This window comes from Streptomyces sp. AK08-02 (genome assembly GCF_033795085.1).
GTDB classification, from domain to species: Bacteria; Actinomycetota; Actinomycetes; order Streptomycetales; family Streptomycetaceae; genus Streptomyces; species Streptomyces echiniscabiei.
On record NZ_JARAZV010000020.1, the window covers coordinates 165,847 to 188,493 of the forward strand.

The following is a 22,647-nucleotide window of genomic DNA, read 5'->3' on the forward strand; positions in this document are numbered from 1 at the left end:
CTCAGTCCTCCGTACCGTCGTGAGTGAGGGGAGTCGGGGGAGCAAGGGGGGTGCGTACGCGCATCAGCAGACGGCACGCCTTGTCGCCGTCGCGCAGGCAGGTCTCGGCGCGGTTCTCGGTCAGGGTCACACCGAGGCCCTCGGACCAGCCCGTGTGGATGTCGGTGCAGGGGCACTGGTAGCCGTCCAGTGTGCCGGCCATCCGCACCATGGTGACGGCGAAGCTACGGCGCAGGGTGAGGACGATCAGCCCGTCCTCCTCGGCCACGTCCTCGACCTCCGTGGAGGCGTTGCGCAGTTCCGGGGGGAACATCCGGTCGCCGCAGTCGTCGTACCGGCGGCGCAGTTCCTCCAGGTCCTTGCGGGTGTCGCCGGTGTCGGGGAGCGGGCCCGAGAGGCGGCCGACGCGTTGTCCGACGTGGGTCGCGACCTTGCGCAGCGCCTCGGCGTTGAGCTCGTTCGCGGCCTCCTGCCCGAACCGACTCGCCACGCCCTGGTACCAGTTGGCGTCGTGCTGCCACCACAGCCGGTACGCCTCGCTTGCCCGGGCACGGTGGTTGACGTCCTCGGTGCCGGTGCCGGTGTTCATCGTTGCTCCTTGGCCACGGAAGCGGCGAAGCGGTCCCGCATCACTCGTTTCAGCACCTTTCCGGTGGCGCCCTTGGCGACGTCGTCGGGCTTCATACGCAGGGCGCGGGAGACCGGGGGGAACCCGGCCGACCTGAGGGCCGTGTTGACCCGGTCGGTCAACTCCTGATCGCTCAACTCGCCGTCGGGCGAATCCCCGTTGGTCAGGTCCCCGTCGGTGAGCTGGAGCAGTGCGTATGCGTGCGCCACTCCGTCGCCGTCCCAGTCCGCGCGTACACCGTTGTCGGCGACTCCGACGACCGTGCAGTCCGCCAGTTCGGGCAGCTCGCGGAGCAGGAGTTCCTCGGTGCGGGTGCTGAAGACGACCCCGGCCGGGGTGCGGATGGCGTCGGGGGCGCGGTCGAGGTGGTAGAAGTTGCCGTCCTCGTCCTGGTGGGCGAGGTCGCCGGTGAGCCAGTAGCCGCCGAGGCGCATACGGTTCCAGGTCAGCGAGTCGTTCCAGTAACCGGGCGTGAGGGTAGGGGACTTGAGGCCCAGGCGTCCGATCTCGCCGGGCGGCAGCGGGGTGCCGTCCTCGGCGAGTACGGCGGCCTCGGCGAAACTGATCGGCCTGCCGACGCAGCGCGAGTAGGCCGAGGTGTCCTTGGTGTGCCGGTTGTGGAAGACGGAGTAGCCGGCCTCGGAGGAGCCGAGCCCGTCGACGAAGACGGAGCCGTCGACGCGGGTGCGCCGCAGGTCCTTGCCGATCGTCTGGTGGCTGCCGTGCCGCACGAGGGCCCGGATGTGTGCCTCGTGGGCCGCGTCCCCGGTGTTGAACCACACCTGCACGCTGGACAGGTCGCGGGCCGAGAGGTCCTCGGCGGCCATCTCGCCGAAGGTCCCGGCGAAGGCCAGCACGGTGGTGGGCCTGAACTCCTCGATGGCGTCCAGTACTTGGGTGCCGCGCTGGCTTGAGAGGAGTTTGATGTCGGTGCGCAGGAGGAGGCAGTAGAGCAGCGTGGCGACCATCGCGTTGTGGGCGCCGGGCAGTCCGACCAGGGTGCGTTCCATGTCGGTGCCGGTGGAGTAGCGCAGGCGGTGCAGCTGCGCGTACATCAGCGTCCGGTGGGTGTGCGGAACCCCCTTGGGCATACCGGTGGTTCCGGACGAGTGCGAGATGAGCACCGGGTCGGAGGGGTCGTGACGGTAGGGGTGGGAGGAGGGGAGCGAGGCCCGGTGTTCGGGGCGGATGTCGGCGGCGGTCGCGCAGAAGCGAAGTCCCCCGGCGACCGAGGACGCGGACCCCGACTCCGGCGCCAGTACGTCGTGGTGCTCGGCGTCCGTGAAGGCACCTACGGCGCCCTGCCGTCGTACGTACTCCCGCGCGATGTCGGCCGGCAGATTGCCGTTGACGAAGGAGGGGATCGCGCCGAGGGAGGTCAGCGCCAGGAAGTTGACCGCGAACTCGGCGCTGGAGTGGGAGTGGAGGGCTACCGGGTCGCGGGGGCGAACACCCTGGGCGGCGTACCAGCCCGCGTAGCTCTCGACGGCCTCCCGCAACTTCCCGAGCGTGAGCTCGGTGGGGTAACTGCCGTCCGGTGCAATCCAGTTGCCGTCGGTGCGAAGAACGACCTCGTCGCGTGGACGGTCGTACGCGGCCAGCCTGGCCAGGATGTTGCCGGCGCCCAGTTCGGTGTCGGAGCAGATCCGGGCCCGCTCCTGCCTACTGATGAGCATGAGTGTGGGTCTCCGTCTCGGTACTTGGTTCGGCATGGGCGGCGTGGCCGGCGTGGGATGTGCGGGAGTCGTGGGCGGTGGCCAGCTCGAAGAGGCTCTGGATGCTTCCGAGGTGCTGGGACGCCAGGGCGGTCTGGGTTCGCCTGATCGGCGCCCGCGCCCCGTCCGCCCCGTCCGCGTCGCCCGCCCCGTCCGCGTCGCCCGGTCGGCCGAGGAGTACCGCCGCCGCCAGGCCCGCGGACGCGGGGAGGTTCGGGACCGGGCGGCGGTACTCCTCGGCCAGTTCGTGGTGGACGGCGGAGACGCGTTCGCCGCCGCCGAGCTCCACGGCCAGCACCAGGACCCTGTCGAGTTCCGGTTCCTCCAGCAACAGCTCGGCCATGGCGAGGAGTTCGTCCAGCGGGTCGTCGAGGGTGGAGAGGCTGAACATCTGGCCCGTGATCCCGAACTCCCGACTCATGTGCCCCAGCACGGAGTTGGCGGTGGCCTGCATGAACAGCAACGGGTTGTGGACCCGCCCGGACACCATGCGCCGACTGGCCAGGTCCGCGGTCGTGGTGTCACCCATCAGGCCGGCCAGCGCCACGGCGGTACGGTCGCCGTCCCCGGGGCGCGCGGTCAGACATCTGCTGCCGACCTCGTACGCCAGCGGACTGAACGCCGACTCCACGAAGCCGGGCAGCTTCGGGAGGGCGATGTCGTCGTCCCGGCCGGTGCCGTGGGTAGCCGTGGCGGCGGCGAGGACCGAGAGGGAGGACAGAGAGGAGAGAGAGGAAGAGGAGGAGGCGAGGGAGGAGCGCTGGACCGTGGGGTGGGTCTCGTCGATCGGGGTCACGGCCGCTCCAGGACGAGTGCGGTGTTGGCGCCCCCGAAGGCGGCGTTGATGGTGAGGGCGCGGCGCACGTCGGCGGGGCGCGGGTCGTTCGGCACGTAGTCGAGGTCGCACTCCGGGTCGGGGCTGCCGTATCCGGCGGTCGGCGGGAGTACGCCGTCCAGCAGGGCCAGCATCGTGATCACGAACTCCACGACACCCGCGGCTTCCAGGAGGTGGCCGGTGGTGGACTTGGTCGAGCTGACCGGTATCGACTCGGCGTGCTTCGGGAAGGCCGCGCGCAGGCCCCTGGTCTCGGCGCCGTCGTTGTACCTGGTGCCGGTGCCATGGGCGTTGACGTAGTCGAGGGACACGCCGTCCGGATCTCCGGCCCGCCGTAACGCCTGTTGCGCGGCTTGGGCGAGGCCGGCGCCCTGCGGGTGCGGCTGGGCGATGTGGTGGGCGTCGGTGGCGGCGCCCCACCCGATGACCGACGCGAGTGGCCGGGCACCGCGCCGCCGGGCGTGTTCGGCGGACTCCAGCACGACGGCCGCGACGCCGTCGCCCAGCAGCAGCCCGGTCCGGTCGGCACTGAACGGCCGCACCACGCCGTCCCGCGACAGGGCCCGGCCGGAGTCGAACTTGCCGAAGGTCTCCTCCTCGACCAGATAGCCACCCGCACAGACGGCGACCTCGATCCGCCCCGAGGAGATCAACCGGCAGGTGTGCAGAATCGCGGCAGCGGACGCGACACACGCATTGGTGAAGGTGAGCCGGGGTCCGACCAACCCCATTTCCCCGGCCAGCAGTTCGGCGAGCCGAGCGGGCACGGCATCGGCGAACCCGCCAGGGGCGCGGGGAACTGCGCGACCAGCCACAACGGACCCGCGCCCTCCATACGCCGATCCCCCCGGAGCGACCGGCACGAAATCCCCGGCACCCCGCCAGTACCGGGTGACGCTCCGATGATCCCCGGCCACCCCCAGGATCACCGCGGCCCCCGATCCCGACCCGAGCCCGGCCATAGCCAGCGCAGCGCCCCCGCACCGGCCGAGCGCGTCTCGCAACGGCCACCCCTCGACCGTCTCCGGCCCGTCGGGCTCGGCCGCGGCGACCGCCGTCCGGTACGGCCCCGTGTCGAACCGTGTCGTGGGCCGGAACGCCGGCACTCCCGCGAACACCCCGCGTCGCAACGCCTCCGCGCCCTCACCGAACGCGGTCCGTACCCCGTATCCGGTCACGGTCACTTCACGCACTTCACGCGTCATCCCGGGCGCCCCCCTTCCGGGCGGTACGCAGGTGTTCGGCACGCAGATAGTCGGTGAGCCGCCGGAGCGAGGTCAGTCCGGCGATGTCCTCGTCGGTGGGCTCGACGACCAGGCCGTACCGCTCCTCCACCACATGCAGCAGCCACACCAACCCGAGGGAGTCCAGGACCAGTTCGGCATCCTCCCCGAGGTCGTCGGGCAGCCCCGGGAAGACCTTGCGGTCCGACAGCAGCTCCCGTACGGAGTCCGTGGTGAGGCCGGTGACAGGGATGGCGTCGGCGCCGGTGTCCGTGTCGGTGGCGGTGCTGGTGCCGGAGGCCCCCGTGCTCGTACTCATGCCTTCGCACCGCGTCGGACGACCTCGGTGACGAGCTCGCCGAGGGTCAGGGTGGCCAGGGGTTCGATGTCGGTGTCGGGGATCTCCACGCCGAACCGGGACTCCAGGCGCAGGGTGAGTTCGATCAGGCTCAGGGAGTCGACATCCAGCCCGCCGACCGTCACCGGGCTGTCGTCCGTGATGCCGTCGCGGCTCAGCAGGATGTTCATCTCGTCGATGACCGATGTCAGGACGAACTCGCGGATCTCGTCTTCCAGAATCGACGTACTCATGATCACTTTCTCCAGTGGGGGAGTAGAGCGCCCCTTCAGGGGCGGGGAACTGCGCGACAAGCCACAACGGACCCGCGGACAAAGGACAACCGGCGACAACCGGCCCGACCCCGCCCTACCCGGCGGAGCGCAACGTCGCCGCCTGTCGCACCAACTTGCCGTTGGACGTGCGCGGCAGCGCGTCCAGCAGCCGGATCACCCGGGGCACCTTGTAGTCGGCCAGCCGCTCCCGGCACCAGCGCGACAGCTCCTCGGGGGAGGGGGGTTCGACGCCGGCCGTGACCGCGACGTACGCCTCGGTCACGTCCTCGTGGACCAGGACCGCCTGTTCGACGGCCGGGTGCTCGCCGAGTACGTTCTCCACCTCGGTGAGGTCGACCTTGAGGCCGCCGACGACGACGAGGGAGTCGGCGCGCCCCCGCACCAGTACCGCGCCGGTGGCGTCCAGCGCGGCCCGGTCCCGGGTGTGCAGCCAGCCGTCCGTGTACTGGGTGCCGCCCGAGTCGAAGAGGTACGGCGACTCGTCGAGGGCGACGTCCAGTTCGCCCTGTCTCACGCGGATCGAGACACCCGGCGCCGCCCGGCCGACCGAGGGGCGCAGGGTGCCGCCGACGTCGATGGCGACGATGCCGGTCTCGGTGGTCCCGTACGCCTCGCCGACCTCGACGCCGTACCGCCGCGCGAACCGGGCCGCGACCTGCGGGGGCATGATCTCGCCGCCCGACACCGCGAGCCGCAGGTCGGGCAGCGCGAGTTGGTCGGTGGCGGCGGCGAGCAGTTCGAAGTGCGTCGGCACGCCGAAGACGGCGGTGATCCGGTGCTCCAGCGCGGCCCGCAGGATGTCGCGGGCGGACACGCGGGGCGCGAAGACGACGGAGACGCCGGCCGCGAGGGAGTACAGCAGGCCCCCGATCAGGCCGAAACTGTGCGCGGTCGAACTGAGCAGCAGCAGCCGGTCGCCCTCGACGGGCATGCCCGGGACGCCGGCGAACCGGTCCACCTCGGTGGCGAGCGACCGGGCGGTCCGGCCGATGACTTTCGGCCGTCCGGTGGAGCCCGAGCTGAACTGGACGAGGCGGTGCCCGGTGGTGGCCGCCAGACCGGTTCTGCGCCGCTCGGTGACGACCTCGTACTCCGAGCGGAAGCCGAACGTGGCCCGGACGTTGGAACCGGCGCTGACCATGAACTGCGGTCGGCAGGAGGCGCAGAGCGCCGCCACCTCGGGTGGTTTGAGCCGGAAGTCGAAGAGCAGCACCTGCGCGCCGAGCCGCCACAGGGCGAGCAGCACCTCGATCTGGGTGAAACTGGGCGGGGTCCGCAGCCCCACGGTGCTGCCCGGCCCGATCCCGTACCCGGCGAAGACGGCGGCCTGTTTGGTCACCCGCTCCCGTAACTCACCGCGTGTGACCGTCTCCTGTTGGTGTGTCAGATATGGCAGCCGGTCGTCGTGCGCGTCGAACAGCCGCCCCACCAGCGGGGCGAGTTCTGATTCGGGTTCGCCCATCGGACCTCAGACCTCCTTGCAGAACTCGCCGATGGGCAGCCCCACATGACGCTTGTCGGCGGCCAGATACCCGAGCAGCTCGTCGCCGGTCCGCAACTCGGTCACGTTGAGAACCTTGCCGCCGGGGCCGAGCACCCGTACATGCCAGTCGTCCTGCACGGTCAGGCTGACCAGCCGGCCGTCCTCGGCGTGGGTACGGATCTCCAGGAGCGGCCGGGATTCGAGTTTCGCCCGCCCGACGACGACCCGTCGGGTGCGCCCGTCGGCGCCGACGGCGAGCAGCGCGCTGCCCGAGCCGACCTCGCTGAGGTAGTTGGTGCGGTTGTCGGGGCCGAGCGTGTACGAGTGCAGGGCACCCGCGTTGACCCGGAACGGCCTGGTCGGCATGTAGGGCAGGGGGTGGGTCTCGCTGCAGCACAGCACGAACCCGGAGGAGTAGGAGCCGACGAGGATGCCCTCGTCCTCCTCGAAGTGCGAGCAGGTGTCCACACAGACCCGGTCGCCGAGTCCGACGTGCCGGATGCTCTCCACGGTCAGTGTGGACAGCTCCAGTTGCGGTGTCGTCGCCTCCAGCAGCCGCGCCAGCGCGAACACCTCGTCGGCGCTGCGGGGCGTGAAGAGGATGCCGTCCGAGCCGCGCTCCAGCACGTCGAAGACGATGGCCGCCTCCTCCAGGCCGTCGACGACCGTCACGAGCTTGCCCTCGGCGGACTCGGCGGCGGCGAGCACGATCTCCAGGGGGATCTTGGTCGGGTCCGCGAAGTGGATGACCGTGTACGGCAGCACCATGGCGCCCGAGCACGACAGTTGGAGGGTGCGGTCGTCCCGTACGTCGATGAACCCGGAGACGGGCGTGCCTCCGGCGCCGCCAGTGCCACCGGCGCGGGTGCCGGCCCGGTGCTCGGCGGCGAGCGCGTCCAGCTCGTCCTGGGTGCCGAACTTCCGCAGGAGCACGTCGAATCCGGTGCCGGCCGGTGAACCGCCCCTCCCGGCATGGGACTTGACCTCCTTGTCCGAGGCCTTCGCCTCCTTGCCGGTCTCCTTCACGTCCTTGTCGCCGGGGTTCCTCGCACCGGTCGGGACCGGGCCGCCGCCGGTGACGGCCAGCACCCGCGTGACCGTCGGGGGCAGGGTCCCGAGCAACTCGGCGTCGGCGGCCACGACTCCGGCCATCCGGGCGTGGATTGCCGCGTCCACCACTGCCTGGAGCTGCGGACGGGGGACTTCACGCAGGTCGATCCATGCGAACCTCATGCCACTCCTGCCACGATCGTCGAGTAATTAGCCATGCGCATGTCATGTGGGAGCTCGGTGTTCCCGCCGTGCACCACTGCCGAGAGCCGGGACACGAGTGCGGCGGGCGAGGGGGAGGAGAAGATCCGGCGCCCGATGGCCAGGCCCCGGCAGCCGGCGGCCATCACGGCGGTGCCGTACTCGACGAGGTCGGAACCGTCCGGGGGACCGCCGGCCGCGAGGACGGGGATGGGACTGTTCGCCACCACCTCGGCCATGCGCTCGATCGGCAGGGCGACGGAGGTCTTCACCAGGTCCGCGCCCAGGTCGGCGGCGACGTTGGCCAGATGGGAGAGAAGGGCCGGATCGCGTGGGTCCTCGATCCGGGGGCCGCGTGGATACACCATCGCGATCAGGGGCATCCCCCACGCGTCGCAGGAACGGGCCACTGCCCCGAGGTCCGCCAGTTGCTGTGCCTCGGTGTCGGAGCCGATGTTCACATGGACGCTGACCGCGTCCGCGCCGAGCGTCAGCGCCTCCTCGACGTCGGAGACCAGCACCTTGGCGTGGACGTCGGCGGAGCAGGCGGTGCTGGCGCTCAGGTGCACCACCAGCGCGCAGCTCCTCAGGATGTCCGGCGCGAAGGAGCGGGCCCGCCCCTTGTGGACGATGATCCCGTCGGCGCCGCCGGCGACGAGCGCCCGCAGCAGGTCGTCCCACTTGTCGGCGGGGACGATCGGACCGTCCGAGACGCTGTGGTCGAGGGGGACGAGCAGATGCCGGTCGTCACCCGCGAGCGAAAGTCTCCTCAAGCGTAATTGCTTGCCGGTTTTCAGCATGGGTAATGAGCCCTCCCAGCCCGGAGGTCGCATTTCAGAAAGCCGGTAACCGCGACATTCTGTTGCGATTCTCCGTGTCCGAAAATCGATGGTTGTAAAACTTTCAAGTTAAGCGATCACGAGCATTCACGTGTGGCTGACGGTTGGCAAGGTGTGGCCATGGACAAATTTTTATACGGTTTGCGGTATGAATATTGACAGGGGATTGACAGGTTGCGCGGGGTTGACGTGGCCTGGGCGTACTGTTCGTGCACTCTATGCGCGTTGGGGCGTTCTGCCCCTCCTGTCACCGCACTTGAAGCTCTATTCAATGAGCTTCTTGTGAGCTTCTTGTCGAAATTGAATTTCGATGATTAGGGTGACTCCTCTCCCCACTCAGGACCTGGAAGTGACCCCCCATGCCTGAATTACCGCTCAAAACCGCCGACCTGTCGACGACGACAGCCACGGCGACGGCGACGGCGGCCACGGCGAAATCCGAGGCCCCGCGGGTCGCCGCGGCGAGCCTGGTCGGCACGACGATCGAGTACTACGACTTCGCCGTGTACGGCACCGCCTCCGCGCTCGTCCTCGGCCCCGCGTTCTTCCCCTCCGGCAACGCGACCCTCTCCTCCATGGCCGCGTTCCTCACCTTCGCCGCGGCCTTCGTCTCCCGCCCCCTCGGCGTCATCCTGTTCGGCACGATCGGCGACCGGCTGGGCCGAAGACAGGCCCTGGTCGTCTCGCTGCTGCTGATGGGCGTGGCCACGGTCGGCGTCGGCCTGCTGCCCACCTACGAGACCGCCGGACTCCTCGCCCCCGTACTGCTGGTGACACTCCGTCTGCTCCAGGGCGTCAGCATGGGCGGCGAGTGGGGCGGGGCGGTGCTGCTCGCCGCCGAACACGCGCCGCCCGGCCGCCGCGCGTTGTACGCGTCCATCCCCAACGTCGGCCCCTCGCTGGGCTTCCTGCTGTCCACCGCGGTCATCCTGCCCACCATGAACATCGTGGGCATGGAGGGCTTCACCGACTGGGCCTGGCGCATCCCGTTCCTGCTCAGCACCGTCCTCGTCGCGGTCGGCCTGTGGGTGCGTACGACGGTCTCCGAGTCCCCGGTCTTCAAGTCCGCGGTACGGGCCGATCCGCAGGCACCGGAGCCGAGTTCGCTGTCGGCGTCCCGGTTCCCGCTGGGGACGATTCTCAGGCAGTACCCCGGCCGGCTGCTGCTCGGCACCGGCGCGGCGATCGGCGGCTCGGCCGTCTACTACCTGACGATCGTCTACAGCCTCTCGTACGGTCCGCGGGAACTCGGCATCCCCCGGAACACGATGTTGACCGCCGCGAGCATCGGCGCGGCGGCCGGAATCGCCATCACCCTCCCGGTCGCCAGGCTGTCCGACCGGATCGGCCGCCGTCCGCTGATGCTGGCCGGAGCCGTCGGCAGTGTGGTGTGGGCGGTGCCGATGTACGCCTCGCTCAGCTCACGCGACGGGCTGGTGATCACCGGCGCCTACACGGTCGGCCTGATGTTCCTCGCGCTGATGTTCTCCCCGGTGGCAGCCTTCCTCCCCGAACTGTTCCCGGCCCGGTTGCGCTACACCGGCGCCTCCGCCGCCTTCATCCTCGCCAACACCCTCGGCGGCGGTTTCGCCCCGTCCATCGCCACCTGGCTGAACAGCCACTGGGAATCCCCGCTGGTCCTCGGCTTCTACACCGGCGGCCTCTGCCTCGTGAGCCTCCTGTGCCTGCTGGCGCTGCCGGAGACCCGGGACCACGAGTTCGACGTCTGACCTGGCCCCCGCCGCCGGCCGTCCGCCGCCGGCCATCGGCCATTCGACACCTCAGCCTTCCGTCTTATGTCTTCCGCGTTCCGCCTTCCGTCCGGCGGAAAGTGCGTAGTCAATAGGCATTACCGAGAGGCGGGAAAATGTACTAGCAGGAACAAAGTGCCCTTTCGGTGAATTCGGGCTGCGGGCGCAACGGTTCCGCGGGTGCTCTAGTCTGAGCCGACGTGAGGCGTGGAATGCTCACTGTTTTGCTCACAGGCAAGGAGTTCCCGAATGGCTACTCACCGTTATAAATCCCGGTCGGCGCGATATGGCTTGGTAATGGCATCGCTGGGGCTGCTGACCGCCGGGGCCGCGATATCCGCCCCGGCGGCATCGGCCGCCGTCTCGACCGCCGCCCTTCGGGGCGCTGATTCCGGGCGATGTCTGGATGTCCCCGGCGGAAAGACCGAAAGCGGCACCGAACTCACCCTGTGGGACTGCAACGGGGGAAGCAACCAGCAGTGGTCGTACGACACCGCGACCAAGACGCTGGGCGTCTACGGGAGCAAGTGCCTGGACAGCGCGAGCGCCGGCGCGGTCAACGGTGTGGCCGTGCTCATACGGGACTGCACGGGCGGCGCCACCCAGCAGTGGGACGTCGTGTCCGGAGGGACCGTCAGGAACGTCGGCCTCGGCCTGTGCCTGGACGCCGCCGAGCTGGGCGTGGCGAACGGAACCCCGATCCAGCTCTGGTCCTGCAACGGCGGCGGAAACCAGCAGTGGAGCGGAATCACTCCCGGCGCTCCCGCCGACACCACCGGAATGACGTCGCTGGAGAAGCAGGCCCTCGACAACGTCAACGCGCAAAGGACCGCCAACGGTTGCGCGGCGCTGGTGGTCGACACGAGCCTGCAGAAGGCCGCTCACGACTACGCGGCCGAGATGGTGCGGACCCACAACTTCTCGCACACCTCGGCGAGCGGAAAGAGCCCCACCGACCGTGCCAGGGACGCCGGATACACCCGGGGCGGTGTCGGCGAGAACATCGCGATGGGTTTCCAGGGCGATCCGAACGGCGTGGTCAACAACGCGACCTACGGGTGGATGAGCAGTTCCGGTCACCGCGCGAACATTCTCAACTGCGGCTACACCAGGACCGGCATGGGATACGACGCGGGAAACATCGACCCGAACTACGCCAGTGGTTCCTGGGTGCAGGTATTCGGCTGATGCCGATGCCGATGCCGATGTTGCTGTCGGTGTAGCTGTCGATTCGAGGTGAACGGGCCGCCCACGCCTTTCCGGAGACGGCCCGTTCACCTCGATGGGGCCGCGCCTGCGGTGACGCGTCCGCCAGGTTCGCCGGGACTCGCCCCAACCACTGAGATCTGACATCTGTCGTCCGTCCTCTCGTCTGTCCTGTCGTCCGTCCTGCTGTCCGTGTCGCGCCGGGCACTTCCGTGTGGCCCTGCAGCCCAATCTGCTGCCTTCGAGGGCACCACCGCATCGGCCGAACGGCCGTACCCCGCAGACCCGAACCGCCTCTGAACTGGCCGAACGGTGGAGGCGGGGACTTCGTCGCGAGAGGTTCACTGGTCTCTCGGCGCGAACACGCCGGATGTTTTCCCAACCCGACACGATTCCCGCTCGTCTCTGGGCGTGAGCCGTCGGGAGGTACGTGCGACGGCTGCTCTCCGATGTCGAAGTGTCAGGAGTCCAGATGGAGTTACGCGGGAGACCAACACGTGCGGTCGTTGCGGCGGGGGTGGCCTCCACGGCCCTGCTGCTGGCCGGTGTCCCGGGTGCCGAAGCCCAGGACGCGAGCGGCGTCGGTACGGTCAGGACGGCCGAGGCGTCCAAGGCGTCCGGTGCGACCAAGGCGATCAAGACGGTGACCCTCGTCACCGGCGACCAGGTCATGGTCGACGGTGCCGGAAAAGTCACCGGCGTGGTCCGCGCCGAGGGCCGTGAGAAGGTGCCGTTCACCGTCCGGGTCGTCGCCGGACACACCCGGGTCGTGCCCGGTGACGCCGAACTGCTGCTGGCACAGGGCAAGTTGGACGCCCGGCTGTTCGACGTGACCCAACTGGTCGCGGACGGTTACGACGACGCCCGCCGTACCGACGTACCGCTGATCGCCACGTTCCAGGGGAAGAAGGCGCCCTCGATGGCCCCCTTCACCGGGGCCGGGGCGAAGATCGGCCGGGCGTTGCCGGTCGTGAACGGGAAGGTGGTGCGCCCCGCGAAGAAGCGGGCCGCCGAGTTCTGGGACGCGGTCACCGGCACCGCCGAAAAGGCGGACGGGGCAACGGAGTTCACCCCCTCCACCGCCATCGAGAAGCTGTGGCTCGACGGCAGGGTCAAGGCCAGTCTCGACAAGAGCGTGCCGCAGATCGGTGCGCCCACCGCCTGGGCCGCCGGTTACGACGGCACCGGCACCAAGGTCGCCGTACTGGACACCGGCATCGACACGAGCCACCCCGATGTCGCCTCTCAGGTGATCGCCGAGCAGGACTTCACCGGTTCCCCCTCGGGCGCCGGCGACGAGTTCGGCCACGGCACCCACGTCGCGTCCATCACGGCTGGTACGGGCGCCAGGAGCGGGGGCAAGTACAAGGGCGTCGCCCCCGGTGCGAAGATCCTCAACGGCAAGGTCCTCGACGACAACGGCGGCGGCGACTACTCCGGGATCATCGCGGGCATGGAGTGGGCGGTGGCGCAGGGCGCCGACGTCGTCAACCTCAGCCTCGGCGGTGAGGACACGCCCGGCATCGACCCGCTGGAGGAGACCGTCAACCGGCTCTCCGCCCAGAGCGACACCCTCTTCGTCCTCTCGGCCGGCAACGAGGGGGAGGGCGGCGAGAGCACCGTCGGCTCGCCGGGCAGCGCGGACGCCGCGCTCACCGTCGGCGCGGTCGACAAGTCCGACCAGCTCGGCGACTTCTCCAGCCGGGGCCCACGCGTCGGTGACGGCGGGGTCAAGCCCGACCTGACCGCGCCCGGTGTCGCCATCACGGCCGCCGCGGCCGCGGGCAGCGTCCTGGAGGAGTGGTATCCCTCCGACGTACCCGGCTATCTCACCCTCGACGGCACCTCCATGGCCGCCCCGCATGTCGCGGGCGCCGCCGCGATCCTCGCCCAGCAGCATCCCGACTGGACCGGCGAGCGCATCAAGGCCGTCCTCACGGGCTCGGCCGAGCCGGGCGCGTACAGCTCCTTCCAGCAGGGCACCGGCCGCACCGACCTGGTGCGGGCGCTGAACCAGAGCGTCGTCACCGAGCAGAAGCCGCTCGACTTCGGCATCCAGCAGTGGCCGCACGGCGACGACACCCCGGCGACCAAGCAGGTGACGTACCGCAACCTCGGTACGGAGCCGGTCACCCTCGATCTGTCCGTCGACGCGCTCTCGGTGGACGGCAAGCCCGCCGCCGAGGGCATGTTCGCCGTGTCGCCGCAGCGGGTCACCGTCCCGGCGGGCGGCGAGGCGAGTGCCTCCGTCACCGCCGACACCCGCGCCGGCACCGCCGACGGCTCCTTCGGCGGCTCGGTCACCGCCGCATCGGCCGACGGCAAGGTGCGCGTGCGTACCGCCTTCGGTGTGGAGCGCGAGGTGGAGTCGTACAGCCTCACTCTCAAGCACCTCGACGAGAACGGCGCGCCGGTCGGCGACGCCTCCACCTCCGTCACGGACCTCAACAGCGACTTCTACGCCGAGTACGCCGACGAGCAGGACGGCGAGCTCACGGTGCGGCTGCCCAAGGGCGACTACTCCCTCAGCGGAGTGATCCACCCGTCCTACGAGTCCGCCACCCACGCCATCCTGGTGCAGCCGAAGCTGACCCTGGACCGGGACACCTCCGTCACCATCGACGCCCGCAGGACGCGGCCGGTCAAGATCACCGTGCCCGACGCGGCGGCGGAGAACACCGAGGCCACGGCCCACTACAGCTACGCCCGCGGCGAGGGCCGGCGCCCGGGCATCATGGAGTTCATCCTGCCGACCTTCAAGGGCACGACCTTCGGGCAGCTCGGCCCCGAGCCGTCCGCAGGCCAGGCGTCCGCCGTGTTCGCAGGCGACTGGACCCGCGAGGACGCCGAGGGCCGGCCGGTCACCTACCACCTGGGCTGGAACCGCCCCGGCGGTCTGGACGGCTTCGCCGCCGAGGTGCGGAAGAACCAGCTCGCCAAGGTCGACCTGCAGGTCGGCGTGCCCGTCGAGGGCAGGCGCGTCCAGGTCGAGGTGACGCCGCACACCCCCGACGGGGACCTGATCTTCGGCGACCACGACCTGCGGGGCGGCCTGCCGCTGCGCACCACGGACTACGTCCTCGACAACGACGTCAAGTGGTCCTTCCGCGCGTGGCAGGTATTCGGCGAGGGACACGACTCGCGCTTCGAGGCCTTCCAGATGAGGATGCCGAGGACCTGGCAGGCCGGTCACAGCTACACCGAGCGGTTCAACGTCGGCGTCTTCGGCCCGACCCTGCCCGCCGCGGGTGACCAGGGACCGGAGCGGGGACTCCCCGGCGTCGTGCGGTACGGGAACGTCATCAGGGCCTTCACACCGCAGTTCGGCGACGGCGCCGGACACTGGGGCCTCAGCGACTACACCTCGGTGACCAGCTCGCTCCAGGCCGACGGCAAGGAGATCGCCGACGACTACGGCATCTCGCCGATCGACCTCACCGAGTACACCGTTCCCGCCCAGGACAGCGCGTACAGACTGACCGTGGACGCGTCCCGCGACCCCGCGGTGTACCCGGTCAGCACCCGCGTCCGTACGGAGTGGACCTTCCGCTCCGCCACCACCCCCGAGGACTCGAACACCGCCCTCCCGCTGTCGGTGGTCCGCTTCTCGCCCGACCTGAGCCTGTCCAGCACGGCGAAGGCCGGCAAGCGGTTCTCGGTGCCGTTCACCGTCGAGGGCGCGGCGGCCGGGCAGCGTCCCGCCAAGCTCGCCTTCGAGGTCTCGTACGACGACGGCGCCACCTGGCAGCACGCCAAGGCCGTCGGCGGTACGCACCTGGCGCTGACCCACCCGGCCACGGCGGGCTCCGTCTCGCTGCGGGCGAAACTGACCGACCGGGCCGGCAACACGCTGGTCCAGACGATCGAACGCGCCTACCTCACCACCAAGTAACCCACCGGAACATCCGGTCGAGTCCTGCCGGGGGCGGCGCCACCGCCCCCGGCAGGACTTTTCGCTCCCCCCGAACGGACTCCTCATGAATGCCGCCGTCGGCCACCGTCCTCCAGCCTCACACCTCCATCTGAGCGTCATCAACGCCATGGCCGGCAACATCTAGGCTGGCGTGGTGACTGATGAGCGGGAGTGGGCGCGGCCGTCAGGGGTGTGGGCCACGGCGGTGGGCGTGGCCAGGGTGCGGGCGCTGGAGACCGAGCGGGAGAACGCGTTGTTCCGCGACCCGCTGGCACAGGCCTTCGCCACCGCCGGCGGTCTGTGGCCCTCCTCGGCGCCGCTGCCCGACGACGAGGCCGCGCGCCGCCGTCGACTGGCCGTGTCGTTCTCCGTCGTCATCAGGACGAAGTTCCTCGACGACCTGTTGGAGCAGGCCTCCGCGTCAGGGATCCGGCAGGTCGTGCTGCTCGGCGCCGGCATGGACAGCCGCGCCTTCCGGATGGACTGGCCCGAGGGCACCCGGCTGTTCGAGGTCGACACCGCCGCGCCACTGGATTTCAAGGCTTCGGTGCTGCGCCAGGAGCGGGCCTTCGCGCGCTGCGAGCGGATCACTGTCGCGGTGGATCTGCGGGAGGACTGGCCGGGCGCGCTGGCCGCCGCTGGGCACGACCCGGACGTGCCGACCGTGTGGATCGCAGAAGGGCTGCTGATCTATCTGCCCGAGGACGCGGTCGAACTGCTGCTGGCCCGCATCAGCACGCGGTCGGCGACAGGCAGTCGGATGGGACTGACGCTGGGCTCGCGCGGCGTGATCGAACGCTTCGGCGCGGACGCCGCGCCGGGATCGGCGGCATCCATGTGGGTCTCCGAGATGCCCGACGACCCGGTGGACTGGCTGGCCGGGCACGGCTGGGAGGCCGACAGCCACACCCTGCGTGAGCGCGCCGCCGCCTACGGACGCCCGATCAGTACCCCGCCGCAGCGCGAGGAGCGGCCAGGCGGACTCATCTCGGCGGTCCGCCGGTAGAGCGCCTGTGCCTCCAGGCTTTCCGGACGACCGAGACGACCGAGACGACCGAGACGACTGAAGCGACCGAAGCGATCCAATCCAAGGTGGCTGGAGCGGTGGGGAGACCCATGCTCCCCAATGCCCAAGAGGGTGCTGGCCGAGCAAGGAGCTCGGCGCGTCAGTCTCCGACCGCGCTGGACAGGGCCTCGGTGATCATGCGAGTGGCGAAGTCGGGGTCTTCGGTGATGCGGTTGATGTGTTCCGCGAGCAGGAGGGCCGTGGCTTCCAGGGGAGTCATCTCGCCCTCGGTCCAGTCGCCGTACTGCTTGCGCCACAGGCTGGGGCTCAGGCCCATGCCCGCCGAGATGGCCAGGCCGGCCATGGTGGGGATGGCCTCGGGGGGAATGCTCCTGGGCATCATGCGCATCGAGGCCACCAGGGTGGGCACCACGTACTCGATCACGTCCTTGTCCTGGTCCTCGTGGGCCTTCCGCAGCCAGGTCATGAACATGTAGATGAGGGTGCACGCGCCGTCCAGGAGACCGGCGGCCTCCTCCGGGCCCAGTGACTCGGTGTACTGGTCGATCAGCGCCTGTTGCTCGGGGTCGGTCCCGGTGCTGCCGTCGTGGATGCCCTTGAGGCGAGAGTCGATCATCAAGAGCGCTGCGCCCACGTCACCGGCGGGAGCGTGCTGCGGGTCGCAGGGCGATGACACAGGGGTCCTCCTCAGGCGGCCGCGACGGTCAACGCGGCCTGTCCGTAAGACAGTAGGGGCCCGAGGGTGACGGGGCCGGGGGTTCCCGGCATCGCCAGGAACCCCCGGATCCCCCCTCAGCTCTCCCGTGCCCTCACTTGCCCCCTCGTCGGGAACCCCGGCCTTGCCAGGCCCGGAAAACAGCCGGGCCAGGGGCGAGGCCTGGAGCGCTCGGTCCGGTGTCGGCGCTGGAGGGTCGAACTGGCGTATGGCAACGGAAGGTTGACCGACGACACCCTCGGCGGGCCAGAGGCGCGGCCGACGTGGCGTCCGCGCCTCCACCTCCACCCCTACCTCTATCCCTACGCCTTGATGGCGGCGGCCTCCGCGGCCTCCGGAGTCTCGACCGGGCTGCCGCCCGCGGCCCCCTGCGCGTTCTCCCGTCGGCGCGGGACGAAGGAGGCGAGGGCGAAGGCCAGCAGGGCGGCTCCTGCGCCGATGGCCATGACGACCTTGAAGCCGTTCTCCGAGGGCAGGGCCATGCCGCCGAAGTCGGTGGTCATCTGGGCAAGGATCACGCCAGCGAGGGCGCTGGCGAAGGAGGTGCCCAGGGACCGCATCAGGGTGTTGAGGCTGTTGGCGGCACCCGTCTGGGTGGGGTCGACGGCGCCCATGATCAGGGCGGGCAGCGCGCCGTAGGTGAAGCCGATGCCCGCGCCGATGACGCAGGACACCAGGACCAGGTGCCAGACCTCGGACATCAGGAGGAGGTTCAGGCCGTAGCCGCCGGCCACGATCAGCGCACCGATCATGAGGGTGACCTTCGGGCCCTTGGCCTTGGTGACCTTCGCGGACACGGCCGACATGACCATCATCACCAGGCCCTGCGGGGCCAGCACCAGGCCGACGGTCAGCATGGACTTGCCCAGGCCGTAGCCGGTCTGCGAGGGCAGCTGGAGCAGCTGCGGCAGGACCAGGGACATCGCGAACATCGAGAAGCCGAGCGCGATCGAGGCCAGGTTGGTGAACAGCACCTGCGGACGGACGGTGGTACGCAGGTCGACCAGCGGCTGCGGGGTGCGCAGCTCCCACCAGCCCCAGGCCAGCAGGATCACGACGGCCGCGGCGCCCAGGCCGAGGGTGGTGCCGCTCGTCCAGCCCCAGTCGCCGCCCTTGGAGACGGCCAGCAGCAGGGACATGAGACCGGCGGCGAGACCGAGCGAGCCGACCAGGTCGAACCGGCCGCCGGCGCGCACCTTCGACTCCGGCACGATCAGTACGACGAGGGCGAGGGCGACGACACCGAGGGCCGCCGAGACCCAGAAGAGGATGTGCCAGTCCCAGTTGTCGGCGATGAACGCGGCGCTGGGCAGCCCCAGCGCACCGCCGACACCGAGCGAGGCGCTCATCAGCGCGGTGGATCCGGCCAGCCGGTCGGCGGGCAGCGCGTCACGCATGATGCTGATGCCGAGCGGTACGACCGCTGCCGCGAGGCCCTGCAGGGCACGCCCGATGATCATCGGGGTGAGGGAGTCGGCGAGTGCGCAGACCACCGAACCGGACACCAGCAGCACGATGCTGATCAGCAGCATCCGGCGTTTGCCGAACATGTCGCCGAGCCTGCCCACCACCGGGGTGGCGACGGAGGCCGCGAGAAGGGTGGCGGTGACCGCCCAGGCGGTGTCGGAGGCGGGGGCGTTCAGGAGCTTCGGCAGCTCGGGGACGATCGGGATGACCAGGGTCTGCATCAGCGAGACGACGATCCCGGCCAGGGCCAGTACCGCCACCACGGCGTTCGGCCTCGGCGGAGCAGATGTGCCTGCTCCGGCGGGACGGGTAAGGGCGTTGGACATGGCGTCGGGCCTCCGGGGGCGAGTCGTGGTGATCGAGCTGGGTGCTCACATCAGGTGCTCAATTGCTTGACTCAGGCAAATGTAAATTGAATTGCTTGACTTACGCAAGTTAATGAAGACGTGTGTGTGGTGGCGTGGGTCACAGAGACCCGGAGACGATCAGGAGGGAGCGGGAACCTCGGGCTCGTACGGGTCGCGCCCCCACTCGGAGTCGCCGAGCGGATAGGTGTACGCGGGCCGTCCCACGTTCCCGCTCGTCCGGAAGGGGTTGCCCCTGTCGTCGAGGCGCATGGTGCCCCGCTGGTCGCCGCTGGACCAGTCCAGCTCCAGGTACCAGCTCACGTAGTGCGTACGTACGTCGGCGAAGACGTAGAAGACCTCGGGATCGGACTCGCTCACCTTGTACGGGAAGTCACGCTGCCCCGACCTGGGCGAGACCGTGGGCCGCCCGGCGTCGAGGTTCACGTCGAACGCGACCGTGTCCACGCCGCCGCCGCATCCGACGCCCATCGTGTAGTCGTTCCAGGCGAGCGGAGCGCTCTTCTCCACCACCCGCACATGCAGCGCCTCCAGGACGACGGTCGCCTTCCCGGTGCCCTGCACGGTCAGCGCGAGCATCTGCTTCCCGCCGGTCACCCCGCCGAGCGCGGTGACCCATCCGCGGGCGTCCGGCTCGGTCGGCGGCGGAGGCACCTGCTCGGGCTTCTGGTCGATCAGGTAGTGGGGGCCGCACGGGTCGTCCCACTTGTACGGATCGACGGCGACGGTCGGTGCGGTGGCCCCGTCCTCCGCCTCCTCGCCCTGCACCCCCGCCTCCACCAGGACGACCGCCACGGTGGTCTCCCGCCCCCTGAACCACGTTCTCCTCACCGTCACCAACACCGGCTCGAAGCTCTGCGACCTCGTCGGCTACCCGGCCGTGCGGTTCGGTGAGGCCCAGTCAGTCCCGCCCGTCATCGAGGACTCCCAGCCGCAGGCCGTGGTCACGCTGGCCCCGGGTGAGTCGGGCTACGCGGCCGTCGTGACGTCGGCGGCGGACGGCAGTGACACGGACGGCTACACGGCCAAGGGCCTGGCGGTCTTCTTCAACAGCGAGAGCACCAGCGCCGCCCGTCCCGCGCTGCCCGCGAAGGGCGTGTACATCGACAGCTCGATCACCGTCACCTACTGGCAGTCCGACATGGCCGACGCCCTGACCTGGTGACGCCCGCCCGGTACCTGGACGACCGGGCCGCACACGCGCACGCCCACTCACACATGACTGTCGGCCCGCCCGAGGGAGTTCCTCGGGCGGGCCGACGGCTGTCAGTTGTGAGTCGTCAGTTCTCAGTTGTCACCTCACGGCGTACGCGTTGTACACCGTGGTCGTCGAGCTGTCGCCGTGGGTGTCGGTGACCGTCGAGCGCAGGCCGACTCGGCCGCCGGACGGCGGGTTGTGGACGGGGACGGTCCATCTGCCGTTGGACAGCTTCGCGGGGGAGGCGTGCCAGTGGGCTCCGTTGTCCGTGGTGTACCAGGCGTGAACCGACTTCACATCGTCCGACAGCCGGCCCACCGTGCCGTCGCCGGTGGGGTTGCGCTGCATGCCCAGGACGACGGTGGTGGTGGCTCCGGCGGGCGCCTGGTTCCTGCTGTTGAGCGAGTTGGGCCAGAACCGGGTGATGTAGTCCCGGATCTGCTGGTTCTTGCCGGTGTCCGCGTAGAAGTGCAGGCTGAGGCTGGCGCTGGTCGACAGGGAACCCGCCGGGAGACTGCGCCGGCCGGTCTCGTCGAGCGTGTACCAACCGGTGCTGGGGATCCGCAGCTGCGCGCCGATGTCGTTGCCGCTGGTGTAGTTGCGCGAGTAGAGCGTCCTGCCCGCGTGGGTCAGCTTCAGGTTGCCGGCGGCCAGCGCTCCGCCGTACGGCAGGCTCGGGTCCGCGAACTGGTTGACGCTTCCGAAGTACAACTGGTGGTACCAGGTGTACGGCAGCTGCCCGCCGGGCCCCCAGACCGCGTGGCCGATGTTCAGCGTGGTCGTTTTTCCGGCGGCGTACGCGTGGTACGAGTTGCTGATGCTGTCGTGGCCTTCCTGGCTCACGTTCCACTGGCCGGGTGGGAGGTGGACGCCGAAGGAGTCGGGCAGGGTGCGCTGGAGCTGGATCGAGTTCGTGAACATCGGGCAGGCGTCGCCGCCCGTCGACTGGTTGTCGAACGAGAACTGGGCCTGCCCGCTGTCCGGGCCGGAACGGGCGGTCACCTTGAGGGTGGTCAGCCCCGTTTTCCTGATCGTCGCGGACACGCCGGACGGCAGGCCGCCCCGGTGCGTGGCGGACGCCAGCCAGAAGTCGCCGCCGGTCGCCGACCGGGGCTCGTACGTGGTCGCGTAGGACAGCTCGTACGCCTTGTCGGTCGTCGGGATGACGTACAGGTGGCCGGATTCCGCCGAGAGGCCCATGTAGACAGGGCCGTTGTCGGCGGCACAGACGTACGCGCTGACCATGTGGTCGTATCCGCTGCCCGGGTTCGGGCTGAGCGCGACCTTGACCTGGTGGCCTGTCCGGGCGTCGAACGTGGTCTTCGTGGCGCCGGAGACCTTCACGCTGTGGCCGCCGACAGCGGCTCCGTCGTCCTGGGCGTCGGTGAAGGAGGTGGCGAGTTCGTAACTGCCGTTGGGCAGCGACGCCGCCTTGTTGCTCTCGATGTAGCGGAAGTCGAGTGTCTTCGTGTTGTAGACCGCCACCTGGGCGTAGACCGCTCTGCCACTCCGGTCCAGCGTTCTGACGGTGAGCGACCCCTTGGTCGCGGCCGACGCCGAGGAGGCGCCGGTCAGGAGAAACGGCGCGAGTACGGTGACGACACCCGCGACCACGGCGGTTCGCCGCATGAAGCCCCCCAAGGCTGTGTGGATCAGGCGTACCGGTGTTGGGCACGCGATCCTCAAACTCCCTCAGGACAGCCCCGGGTTGGTTCACAAGCAGGTCGACCACGGACAAAAAATCGGCCATGCCACCGCAAAGACCGAGAGGACCGGGGTTACGACTCCGCGGAGGCCTGCTCCGGCTGCGGGATGTCGCGCTTCTCCAGCGGGCGTACCGCGGGTCCCTGGAGGATCCGTCCGTCCGGGGCGAACCGGGAGCCGTGGCACGGGCACTCCCACGCCTGCTCCGCGTCGTTGAAGGCCACGACGCAGCCGAGATGGGCGACCGCGAAGGGCAGGTCGGTGCCGGTCACGAACTCGGCCGGGAGGCCCGCCATCCCGCGCGGCTCGGCCTCCGCCCGCAGCTCGGCGACGTGCCGTGGATCCTCGGCGCAGGTGAGGGCCGCCGCCTCCTCCCACCCGCAGTCGATGCCCAGTGCGTCGACGAGTCCGGCGGCGTACTCGATCGCCTCGGTCTGTGAGCGCGCGTACAGACGGGCGCCCTCGGGGCCGCGGGTGCGGCGCAGATGGTCGTGGATCAGGGTGTACTGGGCGGTCAGCTCGGCCGTCGTGCGGCCGGTGACCCCGGCGGCGACGCGGTCTCCAGCCAGTAGGAGCCCTGGATTCCGGTTCGGGTTCATGGCGGCCGAGTGCCCCTCGTGTCACGCGATACGCCCCGACGGTGAGGTCTTCATTCCGTCGGCCTGGGTACCCGAGGTCGTGCGGAAGACCGCCA

At 70.0% G+C, this 22,647-nt stretch carries 19 protein-coding genes; 5 read left to right on the forward strand and 14 right to left on the reverse strand.

Annotation, left to right across the window (positions count from 1 at the left end; translation table 11 throughout):
• Position 1 precedes the first annotated feature (1 nt).
• The 9 genes from PV734_RS36515 to PV734_RS36555 all read right to left on the reverse strand — a co-directional run bounded on the left by PV734_RS36515 (position 2) and on the right by PV734_RS36555 (position 8,568).
• Positions 2-589, reverse strand: coding sequence for a hypothetical protein (locus tag PV734_RS36515; protein ID WP_319092969.1), 588 nt, complete (start codon positions 587-589; stop codon positions 2-4).
• Positions 586-2,304 (reverse strand): class I adenylate-forming enzyme family protein, encoded by a 1,719-nt coding sequence (locus tag PV734_RS36520; protein WP_319293711.1) that lies wholly within the window; start codon positions 2,302-2,304, stop codon positions 586-588. Before PV734_RS36520 ends, PV734_RS36515 begins: the two co-directional genes overlap by 4 nt.
• Entirely contained in the window at positions 2,291-3,139 is an 849-nt protein-coding gene (locus tag PV734_RS36525; protein WP_319293713.1) for a hypothetical protein, read from the reverse strand. Before PV734_RS36525 ends, PV734_RS36520 begins: the two co-directional genes overlap by 14 nt.
• Positions 3,136-4,383: a beta-ketoacyl-[acyl-carrier-protein] synthase family protein gene (locus PV734_RS36530; protein WP_319293715.1), complete on the reverse strand. Its 1,248-nt coding sequence runs from the start codon at positions 4,381-4,383 to the stop codon at positions 3,136-3,138. Before PV734_RS36530 ends, PV734_RS36525 begins: the two co-directional genes overlap by 4 nt.
• Positions 4,373-4,720, reverse strand: a complete 348-nt coding sequence (locus tag PV734_RS36535; protein ID WP_319293717.1) for an acyl carrier protein — start codon at positions 4,718-4,720, stop codon at positions 4,373-4,375. The genes PV734_RS36530 and PV734_RS36535 overlap by 11 nt, the downstream gene beginning before the upstream one ends.
• The gene (locus PV734_RS36540; RefSeq protein WP_319092964.1) at positions 4,717-4,992 is read right to left on the reverse strand and encodes an acyl carrier protein; all 276 of its coding nucleotides are present in this window, start codon (positions 4,990-4,992) and stop codon (positions 4,717-4,719) included. Before PV734_RS36540 ends, PV734_RS36535 begins: the two co-directional genes overlap by 4 nt.
• Positions 4,993-5,107: 115 nt before the next feature.
• Positions 5,108-6,496: a class I adenylate-forming enzyme family protein gene (locus PV734_RS36545; protein ID WP_319092963.1), complete on the reverse strand. Its 1,389-nt coding sequence runs from the start codon at positions 6,494-6,496 to the stop codon at positions 5,108-5,110.
• 6 nt (positions 6,497-6,502) lie between these two features.
• The gene (locus PV734_RS36550) at positions 6,503-7,750 is read right to left on the reverse strand and encodes a 3-dehydroquinate synthase II family protein (protein WP_319092962.1); all 1,248 of its coding nucleotides are present in this window, start codon (positions 7,748-7,750) and stop codon (positions 6,503-6,505) included.
• On the reverse strand, positions 7,747-8,568 hold the full coding sequence (locus tag PV734_RS36555; protein WP_319293719.1) for a 2-amino-3,7-dideoxy-D-threo-hept-6-ulosonate synthase: 822 nt from the start codon (positions 8,566-8,568) through the stop codon (positions 7,747-7,749). Before PV734_RS36555 ends, PV734_RS36550 begins: the two co-directional genes overlap by 4 nt.
• A 398-nt stretch (positions 8,569-8,966) precedes the next feature.
• On the opposite strand from PV734_RS36555, the gene PV734_RS36560 reads away from it, so the two are divergent.
• The 4 genes from PV734_RS36560 (at position 8,967) to PV734_RS36575 (ending at position 16,483) form a co-directional block, all read left to right on the forward strand.
• The gene (locus tag PV734_RS36560; RefSeq protein ID WP_319293721.1) at positions 8,967-10,337 is read left to right on the forward strand and encodes an MFS transporter; all 1,371 of its coding nucleotides are present in this window, start codon (positions 8,967-8,969) and stop codon (positions 10,335-10,337) included.
• Between the two features lie 318 nt (positions 10,338-10,655).
• The gene (locus PV734_RS36565; protein ID WP_319293722.1) at positions 10,656-11,546 is read left to right on the forward strand and encodes a ricin-type beta-trefoil lectin domain protein; all 891 of its coding nucleotides are present in this window, start codon (positions 10,656-10,658) and stop codon (positions 11,544-11,546) included.
• A gap of 490 nt (positions 11,547-12,036) precedes the next feature.
• The gene (locus PV734_RS36570) at positions 12,037-15,456 is read left to right on the forward strand and encodes a S8 family serine peptidase (RefSeq protein WP_319293723.1); all 3,420 of its coding nucleotides are present in this window, start codon (positions 12,037-12,039) and stop codon (positions 15,454-15,456) included.
• A 211-nt stretch (positions 15,457-15,667) separates the two neighbouring features.
• Positions 15,668-16,483, forward strand: a complete 816-nt coding sequence (locus PV734_RS36575; protein WP_319093059.1) for a class I SAM-dependent methyltransferase — start codon at positions 15,668-15,670, stop codon at positions 16,481-16,483.
• Between the two features lie 160 nt (positions 16,484-16,643).
• Here PV734_RS36575 and PV734_RS36580 read toward each other — a convergent pair whose 3' ends face one another.
• The 3 genes from PV734_RS36580 to PV734_RS36590 all read right to left on the reverse strand — a co-directional run bounded on the left by PV734_RS36580 (position 16,644) and on the right by PV734_RS36590 (position 19,846).
• On the reverse strand, positions 16,644-17,180 hold the full coding sequence (locus PV734_RS36580) for a hypothetical protein (protein WP_319092957.1): 537 nt from the start codon (positions 17,178-17,180) through the stop codon (positions 16,644-16,646).
• Positions 17,181-17,521: 341 nt separating this feature from the next.
• A complete protein-coding gene (locus PV734_RS36585) occupies positions 17,522-19,012 on the reverse strand; it encodes an MFS transporter (RefSeq protein WP_319293725.1) in 1,491 nt (496 codons plus the stop codon).
• Between the two features lie 159 nt (positions 19,013-19,171).
• Positions 19,172-19,846: a hypothetical protein gene (locus PV734_RS36590; RefSeq protein WP_415924323.1), complete on the reverse strand. Its 675-nt coding sequence runs from the start codon at positions 19,844-19,846 to the stop codon at positions 19,172-19,174.
• Position 19,847: 1 nt separating this feature from the next.
• On the opposite strand from PV734_RS36590, the gene PV734_RS36595 reads away from it, so the two are divergent.
• Positions 19,848-20,216, forward strand: coding sequence for a DUF4232 domain-containing protein (locus PV734_RS36595; RefSeq protein WP_319293727.1), 369 nt, complete (start codon positions 19,848-19,850; stop codon positions 20,214-20,216).
• A 129-nt stretch (positions 20,217-20,345) separates the two neighbouring features.
• On the opposite strand, the gene PV734_RS36600 is transcribed toward PV734_RS36595, so the two are convergent.
• A complete protein-coding gene (locus tag PV734_RS36600; RefSeq protein WP_319092954.1) occupies positions 20,346-21,878 on the reverse strand; it encodes a hypothetical protein in 1,533 nt (510 codons plus the stop codon).
• A gap of 149 nt (positions 21,879-22,027) precedes the next feature.
• On the reverse strand, positions 22,028-22,552 hold the full coding sequence (locus PV734_RS36605) for an FAD-dependent oxidoreductase (protein ID WP_319293729.1): 525 nt from the start codon (positions 22,550-22,552) through the stop codon (positions 22,028-22,030).
• Between the last annotated feature and the right edge of the window lie 95 nt (positions 22,553-22,647).

Coding starts and splice junctions, on each gene's coding strand:
- PV734_RS36540 (WP_319092964.1), bottom strand. CDS start 4,992: ATGAGTACGTCGATTCTGGAAGACGAGATCCGCGAGTTCGTCCTGACA.
- PV734_RS36520 (WP_319293711.1), bottom strand. CDS start 2,304: ATGCTCATCAGTAGGCAGGAGCGGGCCCGGATCTGCTCCGACACCGAA.
- PV734_RS36570 (WP_319293723.1), top strand. CDS start 12,037: ATGGAGTTACGCGGGAGACCAACACGTGCGGTCGTTGCGGCGGGGGTG.
- PV734_RS36605 (WP_319293729.1), bottom strand. CDS start 22,552: ATGAACCCGAACCGGAATCCAGGGCTCCTACTGGCTGGAGACCGCGTC.
- PV734_RS36565 (WP_319293722.1), top strand. CDS start 10,656: ATGGCATCGCTGGGGCTGCTGACCGCCGGGGCCGCGATATCCGCCCCG.
- PV734_RS36530 (WP_319293715.1), bottom strand. CDS start 4,383: ATGACGCGTGAAGTGCGTGAAGTGACCGTGACCGGATACGGGGTACGG.
- PV734_RS36535 (WP_319293717.1), bottom strand. CDS start 4,720: ATGAGTACGAGCACGGGGGCCTCCGGCACCAGCACCGCCACCGACACG.
- PV734_RS36585 (WP_319293725.1), bottom strand. CDS start 19,012: ATGTCCAACGCCCTTACCCGTCCCGCCGGAGCAGGCACATCTGCTCCG.
- PV734_RS36550 (WP_319092962.1), bottom strand. CDS start 7,750: ATGAGGTTCGCATGGATCGACCTGCGTGAAGTCCCCCGTCCGCAGCTC.
- PV734_RS36545 (WP_319092963.1), bottom strand. CDS start 6,496: ATGGGCGAACCCGAATCAGAACTCGCCCCGCTGGTGGGGCGGCTGTTC.
- PV734_RS36515 (WP_319092969.1), bottom strand. CDS start 589: ATGAACACCGGCACCGGCACCGAGGACGTCAACCACCGTGCCCGGGCA.
- PV734_RS36560 (WP_319293721.1), top strand. CDS start 8,967: ATGCCTGAATTACCGCTCAAAACCGCCGACCTGTCGACGACGACAGCC.
- PV734_RS36600 (WP_319092954.1), bottom strand. CDS start 21,878: ATGCGGCGAACCGCCGTGGTCGCGGGTGTCGTCACCGTACTCGCGCCG.
- PV734_RS36555 (WP_319293719.1), bottom strand. CDS start 8,568: ATGCTGAAAACCGGCAAGCAATTACGCTTGAGGAGACTTTCGCTCGCG.